General features: G+C 44.1%; 10 protein-coding genes. All 10 read left to right on the plus strand.

The window, feature by feature from the left end:
- The first annotated feature begins 3 nt into the window (after window positions 1–3).
- Window positions 4–3,498, plus strand: coding sequence for a phage tail protein (locus K1J09_RS08845; protein ID WP_223324022.1), 3,495 nt, complete (start codon window positions 4–6; stop codon window positions 3,496–3,498).
- A complete protein-coding gene (locus K1J09_RS08850; RefSeq protein WP_223324021.1) occupies window positions 3,495–4,994 on the plus strand; it encodes a distal tail protein Dit in 1,500 nt (499 codons plus the stop codon). Before K1J09_RS08845 ends, K1J09_RS08850 begins: the two co-directional genes overlap by 4 nt.
- Complete coding sequence (locus K1J09_RS08855) at window positions 4,994–8,272, plus strand: phage tail spike protein (RefSeq protein ID WP_223324020.1); 3,279 nt, start codon at window positions 4,994–4,996, stop codon at window positions 8,270–8,272. The genes K1J09_RS08850 and K1J09_RS08855 overlap by 1 nt, the downstream gene beginning before the upstream one ends.
- Complete coding sequence (locus K1J09_RS08860) at window positions 8,272–10,254, plus strand: DUF859 family phage minor structural protein (RefSeq protein ID WP_223324019.1); 1,983 nt, start codon at window positions 8,272–8,274, stop codon at window positions 10,252–10,254. Before K1J09_RS08855 ends, K1J09_RS08860 begins: the two co-directional genes overlap by 1 nt.
- Window positions 10,255–10,272: 18 nt before the next feature.
- Window positions 10,273–10,860: a DUF1366 domain-containing protein gene (locus tag K1J09_RS08865; protein ID WP_223324018.1), complete on the plus strand. Its 588-nt coding sequence runs from the start codon at window positions 10,273–10,275 to the stop codon at window positions 10,858–10,860.
- 22 nt (window positions 10,861–10,882) lie between these two features.
- The gene (locus K1J09_RS08870) at window positions 10,883–11,164 is read left to right on the plus strand and encodes a DUF7365 family protein (protein WP_223324017.1); all 282 of its coding nucleotides are present in this window, start codon (window positions 10,883–10,885) and stop codon (window positions 11,162–11,164) included.
- A gap of 3 nt (window positions 11,165–11,167) precedes the next feature.
- On the plus strand, window positions 11,168–11,452 hold the full coding sequence (locus tag K1J09_RS08875; RefSeq protein ID WP_223324016.1) for a phage holin: 285 nt from the start codon (window positions 11,168–11,170) through the stop codon (window positions 11,450–11,452).
- Between the two features lie 69 nt (window positions 11,453–11,521).
- Entirely contained in the window at window positions 11,522–12,172 is a 651-nt protein-coding gene (locus K1J09_RS08880) for a CHAP domain-containing protein (RefSeq protein ID WP_223324061.1), read from the plus strand.
- Window positions 12,173–12,592: 420 nt separating this feature from the next.
- Window positions 12,593–13,150 (plus strand): signal peptidase I, encoded by a 558-nt coding sequence (gene lepB, locus K1J09_RS08885; RefSeq protein ID WP_125331455.1) that lies wholly within the window; start codon window positions 12,593–12,595, stop codon window positions 13,148–13,150.
- Between the two features lie 140 nt (window positions 13,151–13,290).
- On the plus strand, window positions 13,291–14,028 hold the full coding sequence (locus K1J09_RS08890; protein WP_223323875.1) for a hydrolase: 738 nt from the start codon (window positions 13,291–13,293) through the stop codon (window positions 14,026–14,028).
- The last annotated feature ends 3 nt before the right edge of the window (window positions 14,029–14,031 follow it).

The following is a 14,031-nucleotide window of genomic DNA, read 5'->3' on the forward strand; positions in this document are numbered from 1 at the left end:
TAAATGGCGGACGGAAGAGTCGTTATTCAAGTTGATATGGACGGCGACAGAGCGCAGAGCGGCATTAGTAAGCTAAGGGGCTTGCTAGGCGGATTGAGCGATACCGGAACAAAGGTCGGATCAGTTTTCAAGTCTGTCTTAGGAGCGAATCTAATAAGTGGAGCTCTAATGAGTGGTATCGAAGCTTTGACTGGCTCCATAAAGGGTGCTTTTTCAACAGTCATTTCAGAAGGCGCTGCCCTTCAACAATCGCTGGGAGGAGTCGAGACGCTTTTTAAGGGTTCAGCAGATAAAGTCAAAGCATATGCTGACGAGGCTTTCAGGACTGCTGGGTTATCCGCTAATGCCTACATGGAAAACGTGACAAGCTTTTCTGCTAGTTTGTTGCAGTCTTTGGGCGGTGACACAGAGAAAGCTGCAGATGTAGCTAACAGAGCCATGATTGACATGTCCGACAACGCAAACAAGATGGGTACTAACATGGAATTGATCCAAAACGCCTATCAAGGTTTTGCAAAAGACAATTTCACTATGTTGGACAATCTCAAATTGGGCTATGGTGGCACCAAGACGGAAATGCAGCGATTGATTAAAGATGCGGCGGCGATGAAAGACATCCAAGACGAGTTGAATGTCTCTGTAGAAGATGGCAATATGTCCTTTGGGAATATCGTGAACGCTATTTCAGTTATGCAGAAGAAACTTGAAATAACAGGGACGACAGCTAAGGAAGCTAGCTCAACCCTGAGTGGTTCTTTTGCATCAATGAAAGCTGCTTGGCAAAGCTTGGCCGGGAAGTTAGCTCTGGGTATGGATATAGGTCCATCGCTCAAAAACTTAGTTTCTACAACGTCCACTTTCTTGCTTGGGAATTTTATTCCTATGGTCGGTAATATTATGCGGCAACTTCCTGGTGCTATTTCCAGTGCAATATCTGAAGCAGGGCCACAGATACAGCAGGCTTTTAAAACCATGATGTCTGGGTTTGGGATAGATGCAAACTTAACAATAGCTAAGCTATCGATTGCTATAGATAATGTAAAAGCGGCTATTTCTGCAGTCGGAAACGCATTCGCAAGTGCCGGAAGCAAGACAGCGTGGCTAAATACTATCAGTAACATCGTAGGTGCTGTTATCAACACATTTTCAGCGGGAGCGAAAATTGTAGAGAACTTCGTCAACGCATTTGCGCAGACTGGAGCAATAAAGGCAGCAAAAGGAGCCATAGACAGCTTAATTTATGCTTACAACAATGTAATCACTAGCATAGGAGATGCATCTATCTGGTCGACGCTTGGGTCTGTTATCGGGAATGTGGTAACAGTCATATCAAACGTTGTAAAAGCCATCGGAGACTTCATTGCAGGGTTAGATCCGTCTATCGTTCAAGGGATAACAACAGCTCTAGTTGGTCTTGTCGTAGGTTTTAAAGCATTCAACTTCCTAAAATCATTCAATCCGTTTAGTATTTTCAGACGGAATGCAGCAGATGCATCTAACGGGGCAGCTGAAGCTGTGACACAAGGGAAATCTAAAATCTCTCAAATATTGAATAGCCTAAGTTCAGTTATCAAATCTATCGGCGGTGCGATTAAATCTGCTGCAGTTGGTATCGGAGTAGGTATTAAAGCAGCTTTAGGCGGTGTATCACAAGTTATCATGGCTTTTGGTGCAGCGCTTAAAACAGCAGGAGTGGCTAACATCCTAGCCTTTGGTGCTGCGGTTGGTATTGCTGCAGTCGGTATTGGAGCAGGAGTAGCTATTATCGCCGCTGGCTTTGCTCTTTTGGCAACTCAAAGCCAAGGAATAAGCGCAATCATTGGAGCGGTAGGCCAAGCCTTTTCTGCCTTTGCAACAGCTATTATCGGCGCATTCGCACAAGCGATTGTAACGGTAGCGGGAGTACTTCCGACAGTTACATCGGCACTTGCTGGGCTATCTCCGTTAGTCGTAGCAGTAGGGCAAGCAATAGCGGCAGCATCTCCATTCGTTACAGCCCTAGGAGAAGCATTTACATCTATCATCTCTGTGCTTCCGCCAGTTATCACAGCTTTGACTGAGGGCGCAGCGGCTATCGTAACAGCATTAACACCTATCGTTGAGATTGTAGGGAATGTGTTTACTAATATAGCTCAAATCGTAGCAGACGCTATCGTTAAGATTGTTCAAGCTTTAGCGCCGTTTATGCCCGCTGTTTCGGAAATGGTACAAGCATTAGCTCCTGTACTGCAGTCAATTGTCGAAGCATTTACGACGCTAGTTAGTCAGATAAGCCCAATCATCGACAGTATAGCTAACCTCTTTAAGAGCTTAGGAGAGTCTATCAAGACTGTTCTTGACGGCGCTAAAGGCGTGATTGAAAGCTTTGGCGGAGCGGTAAGAAATATACTAGACGGAATTTCTGGGATATTCGACGCAATCGGAAACGCTGCTTTAAATGCCGGAAAAGGCTTTAAACTGATGGCCGAGGGCGTGGTCATGATTACCAAGACAAACCTTGGCGATATGGCCGCTAGTCTAGCCGCAGTAGCCACTGGGATTGGTGCGATTGCTGCAAATGGCGCAGGAATAGCAACTGCAGGGAATGGCATGAAAGCACTAGGCCAAGGAATGGCAATGGTACAAGCATATAGCGCAAGCGCTTCTGCTTCGCTTATGTCAGTATCAGCAGCGCTTCCTGCTTTAGCTTCTGGATTTTCAGCATTAGCACCAGTTATTGCCAGTGCTATGGCTAGAGCTGTAACAAGCGTACAGTCTGGCATGACCTTGATAGTGACGGTCATTGTTTCAAGCGCAGCTCGTATGACTGCAGCAGGACTACAAGCAGGCCAAGGTGTATCTCGTGGAGTTACCAATGGTATCCGGTCTGGTGTAGGTCAAGCTACAAGCGCCATGAATACTCTTATATTGTCTGTCCAACGTGTCGGAAATATCGGCGCCAGGAACATGGTTAATATCGGCACTCAAATCGGAAACGGCCTAGCTCGTGGCATGATTGCCGCTTTGCCAGCGGTCACATCAGCGGCTAATGCGCTCGTGGACCAGGCAGAGAGAGCGGCAAAAGCTAGAGCAGATATCCATTCGCCATCCAGGCTCTTTAGAGACCAAGTTGGTCGGTATATCGCTCAAGGTATAGCTGTAGGTATTGAGCAGAATACCTCAGATGTGGTAGACAGTCTTGACAAAGTCCAGAGAGAAATGATGCGCTACAGCTTCCATCCAGAGAAAATGATCAGTCAATCTGCAGGATCTATCACAAGTCAAGTGCAGCTTAAATCAGCCAGTGATCGATTGCAGGGTGGCCAAAATAAGAGCGTCAAGGATAAAGCGGATGAATTTCTTCGCAAGGCGTTAGAAGTGGCAGAGGAAGCCGTGAAGAGACCTGTCTATACTGTTCTGGATGACGGCACACTAGTAGCTAAGACAGGAGAAAAATTCAAAAACTGGCAGGATAATCAAAACTTTATTCGCAACAGGATGAGAGGGGTGGAAATTTGACAAAAATCATGACTTTCAACGGAGTTGATATGTCCAAGTATTTTAAGGTCTTGGATGTTATTATCCCGATAGGAAACACAAGGAGTATCGCAACAAGCGACGCTCCTTTTTTGGGCGTAAACGTTCAAAATGTCAAAATCGGACCCAAGAGAATTAAAGTTAAGATCAAGATGCAAACCAGGACTCCGGAAGAGATGGAAGAGCTGAAAGATGAACTTGCTGGTGTACTGAATGTATCTGAAGCAAAGCGTATCACTTTCAACTTCAAGCCAGGTAAGTACTACATGGGCTTTGCTTACGATGACATTACTCCAGACAATATTACTCGCTGGCTACAAAAAGCAGAAATTGATTTTTTGATCCCAGACGGCGTGGCACACTCTACAACTTACAAGCGTGTAGTGGACTACGAGGAGCGCCAAGGCAAGATGGTCTTTGCGATTGATAACAAGGGAACGGCAGACGCTTATCCGATTATCACGTTTAAGGCTAACGACGAGAACGGCTATTATGGCCTTGTAAGCGACCGATTTGCTTTTGAAGCAGGAAGTATCGAGGAAGCCGATATCGTGCCATATAAGCATTCTGAAATCCTCTGGGACTATGTTTCAGACAATGGCATCATCAAAGGGCTTGCTGACGGCCAGAAGAACGTGGCAATCTTGAATGATAACTCTCAAAATTTGAACGGCACATTGGCCATTCAAAGCGCTTGGGGAAGACCTCACTTGTTCCTTGCCAATCCTGGAGGTGGCCCTCTTGGAAATCACGCTGGATCAGTCACTTGGGAAATTCCCGCTGATAGCGTAGGAGAAAAGGGAGCGCTTCATGAGTATATCTGGTGGAGACAGATTTTCTGGGTAAATCCTGCTAATCAGTACGGTTTCATCAAGATTTCATTCACTGGCGAAAATGGTGAGTTCCTCTATGGAGTTGAAACTATTAAGCGAGGAAACGGCCTAAATACAGAGTATAACTTCCTAGCTGCTAATGGAAGTGGAAGCTATAAATTGGTAAAACAATGGACGTTCTGGCCGACTCACAATCCAAACGAAAATCCGTTCAACAAAGATAGCGGTCAATCCGACATCTTACGCAGAGATGACGAAGTACAACTGTTTTGGAATGGTTCGTATCAGAAATTCACTGTCCCTGAAATCAAAGGCAAGAAGTCTATCAAAGTCCATGTTGCTATGGGAGCTTTTGGCGACAAACCCATACCAACACGCATGTATCTTGATAGCATTGTCTACCGAAAAGACTTTGTCAACGGTACAAAGGATATCCCTAATCGCTATGCTGCAGGGAGTACGCTTATCATCAATAGCGAAAATGACACTGTTTTTCTGAATAATCTCCCAGACCTTGACCAAGTAGTGGACGGTTCTTTATGGCCAGTTATTCCTCCAGGGAAATCAGAAATCGAAATCTTGCAGTCAAATTGGGCGAAGAAAAAACCGACTGTATCTATCGAATTTGAAGAAAGGTGGCTCTAATGCTTTTAACAATTCACGATAGCGCCTTGAAAAAGGTTGCTTTTATCGATAATAACAAGCAGACCACCTTGAACTTCTTCAATGATAAGTGGACACGCTCGCTTGAAAGTGCGACATCAGTCTTTGAGTTCTCAGTCTTTAAGAAGAAAATTCGGTCTGACACATACGTTCAACAAGCCTATAAGCACCTCAACGAACGTGCTTTTGTAAGCTTTAAGTACAAAGGCCGGTCTTATCTCTTTAACGTGATGAAGACTGAAGAAAACGAGCAAATTATCAAGTGTTACTGCGAAAACCTCAGTCTCGAGTTGTTGCTCGAATATAACGAAGCATATAAAGCACCAAAAGCAATGAGTTTTGAAGAATACCTCAAAACTTGGGGGACTTTAGGAGTATCTAAGCTAGAGATAGGCATCAATGAGATAGCAGACCAGCGCAGAGCGTTGCAGTGGGAGGGGCAAGAGACAATGCTTGCACGTTTAATCTCTCTTGCTCGCAACTTTGACGCAGAAATTGAGTTTGAAACTCACTTGAAATCCAATAGTCAGCTCGACCGCTTTGTAATGAATGTCTACAAGGCACATGGTGCTGAAAATCAAGGCGTCGGACGCAAGCGAAATGATGTTGTCTTAAAGTACGGCAAGAATGTGCGTAGTATCAAACGAAGCGTTGACAAGACGCAACTATACAACGCTATCAAGCCAGTTGGGCGCAAGGAAGAAACCAAAGAGACATCAACAAAGGTTGCCAATCCGTCAGCTACACAGGCTGCAAGTGGTAAGAAATACACTGGTGGCGGATTAAACTATGCAGGACACACTATGAGTGCAGGGATAGTCCAAACTATTTTAAATCTCTGTGTGCAATACAACATTTTGCCGTCCGGTATGATTTGTCAGCTATACCTAGAAAGCTTCTGGGGGGCTTCTAACGTTGCCAGAGTTGATAATAACTGGTCTGGTATGTCTGGCTCTGCTCAGACTCGCCCAAGTGGCGTCAAGGTCACGACAGGGAGCGCTAGACCTGCTAACGAGGGCGGAACATACTTCCACTATGCTAGCGTAGACGACTTTATGAAAGACTATGCTTATCTGCTGGCTGAACAGACTAGCGGAGGGCGGAAATTCTACGGTGTCAAAGGCAAGCAGAACATTGAAGACTACACTCGTGGCCTTTTTCGTATTGGCGGTGCGCTGTATGACTATGCAGCTGCTGGATATGGCCACTATATCGCTCTAATGAGGGATATAAGGGGCGGCGTTAATCGCTCTAATGGGAACATCCTGGACAAGCTAGACGACCTTTGGAGACAGCCTAACAATCAATTAAGCAGCCCTAGCCAGCCGGTAACAAGAGTAGTCAAAGCCGACAAGGTGATAGCAGTTATTAACGAGATGAAAGGCTTACAAGGTCGGACGGTCGGAAGTGGTCAATGTTACGGTTTAGCGGCTTGGTACTCTATGAAATTAGGCGGCCCTGGTCTTGGCGGTGGTGTAACTGGCTTTTCTGGAAAAGTCGGCGCCGGCATGGCTGCTGCCTACATCGGAACTGACTACGCTTGGGCTAATTTTGGTTGGTCTGTAGTGCGACCAAGAGGAACGAATGAGCTGAAAGCTGGAGCTTTAGCAAATATTAAAGCTCATAATGGCTATCAAGGAACAGGGCCTTATGGTCACGTCTCTATCATCATCGCTAATAATGGCAGTACCGTGACGGTACTTGAGCAGAACTATGCAGGCCGACAGTATGTGACACTTGGAACATATAATGCTCAAGCATATCTAGGAGCGATTGAGACGCTTTGCTATCCACCAGAACTAAAAGCAGGTAAGACCGTAGAGGGTAGCACAGTGACCGGAGGAACGGTGGATGTTTCAGTTCCAGACATCGACCTTAAAGAAATATCTGTCAGCACTACAGAAGTGGTCATTGATCCAAAGAAGAAACAAGAATGGAAAAACGAAAAGGGCGAGGTTGAGTTTTATCTCAAAGACAGTTTGCTATTCGCACCATTATCGAAGCAACTTTATCCGTCAGTTTTGACTGGTACTGAGACAAGCGATAACTGGATACGAAAGGACATGGAAGTCGATACAGATAGCGAAGAAGTGCTTATCTCCACAGCCTTGCGGAATCTTAGGAAATATTGCTATCCAGCTATCACATACGAAGCAGACGGATATTTTGATTTGGATATTGGTGACACTGTCAAAATCCAAGACACAGGCTTTAGTCCTATGTTGGTGCTGGAAGCTCGTGTCAGTGAGCAACAAATCAGCTTTACTAATCCAAGCGAAAACAAGACGGTCTTTGCAAACTTTCAAGCTCTTCAAAACAAGGTATCAGATAGCTTGCTAACTCGCATGGCTAAACTTGCAGAGCAGGCTATACCGTACGAGCTAAAACTATCTACAGACCAAGGAACGACCTTTAAGAACAGCACGGGGCAGAGCCTGCTCATGGCTACACTAGAAAAGAATGGCAAGGTATATGAGCCTATCATCTTTTACAAAAAAGGTGATTCGATTATCGGCAGCGGTAGCCAAATGCTAGTCCGTGCGACAGACTTTGAGGGAACTCTGCAAGTGACTGTAGAAGCCTATCTCAACGACGAGAAAGTGGCAACCGCAGAGGTGACTTTCAGCAACGTGGCTGACGGTCAAGCTGGGGCGAAAGGTGACAAAGGCGATCCAGGCGCACAAGGTCCTCCAGGACCTAAAGGCGATAAAGGTGCGCTCGACGAGGAGCAACTAAAACAAGTTAATGACAAGATTGATAGCAAGGCTGACCAAAAGCTGACAGCAGAGCAGCTGAACGCTTTAACGGAAGCTATGCAGCTAGCCAAGGCTGAACTTGAAGCCAAAGCCAGCATTGATACAGTCAATGAATGGGTTAAATCCTATCAAGACTATGTAAAAGCAGATGAAGCTGGACGAGCTGCAGCAGAAGCTAAGCTTGTATCGGCAAGTCAGAGATTAACCAAGGTCGAAAATAATATAGGCGACATGGCTGAAAGATGGAGTTTCCTAGACCTCTACATGAGCGCCAGCAATGACGGTTTGAATATCGGTAAGAAAGATGGGTCATCTTCTGTCCGTATTGACCACGACCGTATCAGCTTTTACTCCGCCGGCTCTGAGGTGGCCTATATCTCTCAAGGTGTCCTCAAGATTGAAAACGGGGTGTTTACACGGACGCTTCAAATTGGGCGTTTCCGTGAGGAACAGTATCAGCTCAATCCAGACATGAACGTCATCAGATATGTGGGAGGTATTTAATGGTCAGAGCTAATTTTAGTGGCGCATACGGGCACAATCTACAACTCGAAGTTGTTTCAGAGGGATACAGACAAGATATTGCTGGTAATTTTTCGGTCATCAACGTGCAAGTAAGGCTCATATCGAACGGCTATGCAGCAATTTATGACGGAGCAAACAAATCACTGGCTATTACTGTCGGCGGAGAGACCCGGAACATCACAGCGGACGCAACTATCGGTCAAAATCAAAACAAGCTGATTTTCGACAACGAATTTAGAGTCCCACACGACCAGAACGGAACAAAGACCGTCAATATCAATGCGCGACTAGATATCAATGTCAGTGGTTACGGAAGCGCCTCTGTCGGGTTTAATAGACGATTACCAGACATACCAAGAGCAAGCTCTGGGAATGGTGTGACAGCCGTTATCGGTCAACCAGTGACGATTAACATCAATCGCAAGAATGACGCCTTTAAACACGCTATATGGGCGACATACGGCAGTTTTAATAAGCAGATAACGACTGCTAATGTTGATACCAGCTTTTCTTGGACGCCCCCCCTAGAACTCTGCGAACAGACGCCAAATAGCGCTAGTGGTTTCGGAAATATAACCATTATCACTTATGACGGGAGCAGAGAGATTGGCCGTGATGTTAAAAGGCTTAATCTCTCTATACCGGATAGCGTCAAGCCGACTTTGACAGGCTTTACCCTAACAGACGGCAATGCGATAGCTGCTAACATCGTTTCTGGCGGCGAGCACTTCATCAAGATTTTATCTGACATCAGAGTTAATTTTGGGGCTGCGTCAGGAGCTTATGGCTCGACTATCACAGGCTACTATGCGGAAATCGTTGGCAAGAACCAGTCCACGATAACCAACGGCGGTGGCCTTGGACTGATGAACTATGATGGCCAAGTAGTAATCAGAGCGAGAGTGACAGACAGTCGAGGGCGAACGAGCAACGCCATAGAACGTACAGTAACTATTCTTGACTACTTCCCGCCAATCCTAAAATTCGATGTCGCAAGAACTGGTTTGAACGGTGGAACGCTGACCATTACAAGGACGGCAAAAGTCGCCCCTCTCGTGGTCAATGGATCGCAAAAGAACAAGATGACGTTGACATTTAAGGTCAAACCTCTTGCGGATAAAAGCTACACATCGGACACTGGTCCTGCTGCCGGCTCTTGGACAAGCATATCAGAGCTTGTTAATAGCCCAGCAAACCTATCCGGACAGTATCCGGCTGATAAGACTTGGGAGGTTGTTGGCAGACTTGAGGATAAAGTCACAAGCGCAGAATTTGTCGCAATCATTACGACAGAGGGCGCAGTCATTTCTTACAGTCGTTTCGGGGTTGGCATTAATAAAATATGGGAACGTGGGGCGCTTGATGTTAAAGGCGACATCTACGCCAACGACAAGCTTATCCAGATGCACGCTTTGACGCAGAAGAACGGCACTGCCATCTATGCCTACGGAAAAGACTTTGACCAGGAACGGACGACTGGTGTCTATTTCAAAAATGGTACGGAAAACAACAATCCAGCTCGTCAGTATGGCTGGCTGTTGGTTCTCAATAGTAACAATGAGTGCTTTCAGATGTTCTTTCCGTCAATAGCAACCGCAGAGCCAGCTAAGCGTGTTCTGCTCGCCGGTAAATGGAGCGCATGGTCAACCAATGCAAGGAGCGACCACGCCAACCTAAAACGCACTGAGTGGACATCAACGGGTGTTTCAGGCGTACGATACAAGCGACAGGGAGACATCGTTACACTTGAAATAAGAATCAAAGGAACAAGGGGAGATATCTTCCTTGGACGTATCCCTGATGAATTAGTTCCGCATCGGGAGGGAGCGATGTTCAATGTGCCTACTTTCGAAACCCAATCAACCAATGACCGACATTTGCAAATAAATGGCAATGGCAGCATGACCTTGCTTGCTACGACCGATGCATATATTGGAACACAAGTCACTTGGTCTATTTAATAAACAGAAAGGACACATATGTCTAAACTAAATTTTAATCGCAAGAGTTGGATTTACTCTTCATCCAACAACGAAGTAGAGGGTACTCATGTCATTCTGACGAATGCAGAGGGCGCTTTCTATCCAGTATTGCTTCCAAAAGAAGCCATTGACCTACCAGTCGAGGAACTGGAAAAGAAAGCCCTAGAAGTCGTCTATCAAGAGAATTTCCCAGACCGTGCTAAGAAAGAGCAGGACGAGGAAATCAAGAAGAAATTCCAGGAAGCAGACAAGAAAGAGCAAGAAGCTACTCTGCAGCGTGCAGAGCTTAAAGAACTGCTCGAGCTTGTCACTTACATCGCTCTTGGTATTTCTGGTGGGCTTGACATCAATAGTTACACAGCACTAGCGCAGAAGATTGATGCACCAGTCAACGGCAAGAGATACACAGGGCCAACGTTTGTCACTATTAACTATCCTTACGATACCAATCCAAAGTGGCAAAAGGGAACACGGACGATTGTCAAATATACTGGCATGACCGGCTACAACTACACAGGCCAGTCTGCAGAGGACATGCTGAAATCTGGGGCATGGACTATCGTACTGCCAAATATCAGCAATTAGCTAGAAAGGGGGTGATTATTATTTGAAACCAGAGTACCAGCTGTTAATGACCGTGGGCGGTTTTATCATCACAGTCTACGGTTTTTATAATATTCTGCGTGCTAAAGGCATTGAGCAAGCAACCAAAATCAACTCACTGGAATTGCGCTTAGGCTTTTTGGAGCAGCAGACGAAAGACCACACTCGGCGCTTGGACGACCACGACAAGCAGAACCAAGCTCTTGTCGCCATGACAGAGCAAATCAAGAATTTGACAGAAGATGTCAAAGAACTAAAAATCATGATCGAAAAGAAAGGAAGTTAAATCATGAACAAAATCAACTGGAAAGTACGGTTTAATTCTAAAAACCGTCAATTTTACCTACGTCTTATCCTAGCTTTGGCACTGCCTGTATTGGCGTATTTCGGCATCAAGTTTGAAGATTTGACAAGTTGGAACGCTGTAGGCTCTCTGCTTGTAAAATTCGTCAATAACCCTTACCTTGTAGGGCTGACTATCGTTAATATCCTAAACATCATTCCAGACCCTACAACTAAAGGTTTTGGTGACAGTGCTGATGCGCTGAACTATACAGAACCTAAACAAGACTAATAAGGGGGTGGTCTTTTGACGACTCAAAAACAACTGCTTGATAAGCTGGAAAGTGTAGTCAATCAGCGCATGGAAGCTCCTACAAATCCATACGGAGGGCAATGCGTTAGTCTTATTGACAACATTTTGCAATATCAAGGGCTATACAAGCTTAATTTTAGCTATGTCAACGCTATTGATTGCTTAGACCGGGCTGCAAATCTCGGTCTTAAAGTAACACGCTTTAACGGCTCTAATAACCCGCCTGTAGGCGCTGTGTTTGTATCAAACTGCTTGCCATATCACGAGTTCGGACATATCGGATTCGTGGTGGCAAACAATCCGGACGGCACAATCACGACGATTGAGCAGAACATCGATAGTAATGCCGATGCTCTTTACAATGGCGGATGGACACGCAAGGTTATTCGCAATCTATCTAGCGACGGCACATTTAGCTATGTCAACTGGCAAGCACCAGCACAGCAAATGCTCGGCTGGTTTGAATTGCCATTTGATGCGCCAAAAGCAGATATCGTAATCAAAAATTTGGAGGATTTAAAACTAATGAAAGAATTTATCGTAACTAGCAAAAAATATGGATACGGAGTTTTCGTAGGCGGGAAATACGTTGGATTGTCCGACATCAAGTCAGTAAACAGCATGAAAGATAGATTAGGTTTCGCTATCGTTGAGCTGGGAGATGATGACTTCCTTCGCTTTTCAAAAGCTCACGGATAAGAACAGAAAGGAGTTAGCTCCTTTATAAGACACTTTTAAATAATACACTGCCCTGGCCGATTGGTCGGGGCTTTTTTGTTTGCTCAAGGGGCAAAAAGGGGGCATAAGTTTAAAACTTTTGTATTTTTATGACAAAAAACATAGATAGTTTTATCTCTTTATACGCTTATTTAATGCGTTTTAACGCTATTCTATCTTTTTAGGCGAATAGCGAGACACACCCGTACAGTACGTTAATCTAAGATAATAAAAAAGAACCGTTGATTGAAAAATCATCGGTTTTTTCTCTTGTCGAAGTGATGATCATTATCTTGTGTGGGAAGAAGGACACGTCAGCGTTTTGATTTTTGAAATAAGATTGTCCCTTTGTCTATTTTGTCTAAAAATGATATAATGGTATAAAAGAGATGGGAGAGACAGATGTTAAAGAGAGATTTATTAAGAAATGTCATTATTTTTTCAGTTCTAGCAGCTATCATTATAGGGTTGAGAGTTTTTATTTATACGCCTTATCGGGTGACTGAACAAGACAGCAATGCTTATGTGGCAAAGAATGACTTGGTCTTGGCGACGAGAAAGCAAGACATCAAGCGTGGAGACTTTGTCCTCTATGAAGTGGACGGTAAAGACTATGTCGGCCGGGTCATTGCCCAAGAAAAAGATCAGGTAACCTATATGGATGATCTCCTTTACCTGAACGGCCAGGTCATGTCGGAAGAATACATTGAGAAAATGCGCGAGAAATATTTGGCTTCAGCAGGAAGTTCGGGTTACTATACTCATGATTTCTCTATTATGGATTTAAAAGACTCAAAGTCTGATAAAATTACTAAAGATTCTTATCTGATTCTTAATGACCGACGTGAAAATACCAAGGACAGCCGAGAATTTGGACTCATCAAAGCCAGTCAAATCAAGGGAGTGGTGGAGTTCCGACTCTCACCTCTTAATGAATTTGGTTTTATTAAAAATAAGTAAATTGAAGTCTATTTTCAACCAAGGCAGGGCAAGTCTTGGTTTTTTTCTTTGAAAATCAACTTTAAAGTTACAAGTAAACATAAAGATACTTGTCCTGATGTGGTATACTAATATCAAAAGACCGTTAAAGGAGACTGCTCTTGAAGTCAAGAAAGAAAAAATTATTATTTTTGGCTATACTTGCACTGATTTTTCTGACTGCATGTAGCAGCATAATAAATAGAGATGGTGAAAAAATATGGATGTCAGATACAGAAATGACTGAGCTTCATAAGAAAGAGCAAAAGCTTGCACTTTATATCATTAATCATTATGAAGATGTTCAAAAAATTGAATTTGATGAATTTTCCAAGGGAAATTTATGGAAAGAGGATTCCGTTAGTCTCATAGTAAATGACACCAGTTATATCCCACATGTTTCTTTGGACTCAAAAGATGAAAACTATAATATAAATGATAGCTCTCACACTGATTCGACAGAATTGACTTTTCGTCTGAAAAAGAAAGAGAAGGTCACAAATTTTAAAGATACGGGTGAGACGGATGTTATTTATTCTGGAGAAAATGCTTGGCTGACGACTGAGGAAGAAGTAAAGGTGCGCAATCAGGAAGAGGGTCTGGCTTTATTTTTACTGAATCACTATGAAAATGTTGAAAAAATTGAATTTACAAAGATTTCAAGAAAGCCTTTTGGACAGGCAAGATATGCTGCTTTACTTGTTAATGATAAGATAAAGATTTATACCGACCTAGATGATATCTATGACAACTATTATTTGTCTGACAATCCTGAAAAAGACGGCCTGAAAGCTAAAGAGAAACCAACAAATTTGCAAAGTCTAGATTGCATTACTGTTATTTATTATACGGGGAAATGAAGG

Origin of the sequence: Streptococcus sanguinis, assembly GCF_019928825.1 — a bacterium.
GTDB lineage: Bacteria > Bacillota > Bacilli > Lactobacillales > Streptococcaceae > Streptococcus > Streptococcus sanguinis_L.

Coding starts and splice junctions, on each gene's coding strand:
- K1J09_RS08845 (WP_223324022.1), top strand. CDS start 4: ATGGCGGACGGAAGAGTCGTTATTCAAGTTGATATGGACGGCGACAGA.
- K1J09_RS08855 (WP_223324020.1), top strand. CDS start 4,994: ATGCTTTTAACAATTCACGATAGCGCCTTGAAAAAGGTTGCTTTTATC.
- K1J09_RS08860 (WP_223324019.1), top strand. CDS start 8,272: ATGGTCAGAGCTAATTTTAGTGGCGCATACGGGCACAATCTACAACTC.
- K1J09_RS08865 (WP_223324018.1), top strand. CDS start 10,273: ATGTCTAAACTAAATTTTAATCGCAAGAGTTGGATTTACTCTTCATCC.
- K1J09_RS08875 (WP_223324016.1), top strand. CDS start 11,168: ATGAACAAAATCAACTGGAAAGTACGGTTTAATTCTAAAAACCGTCAA.
- K1J09_RS08880 (WP_223324061.1), top strand. CDS start 11,522: ATGGAAGCTCCTACAAATCCATACGGAGGGCAATGCGTTAGTCTTATT.
- lepB (WP_125331455.1), top strand. CDS start 12,593: ATGTTAAAGAGAGATTTATTAAGAAATGTCATTATTTTTTCAGTTCTA.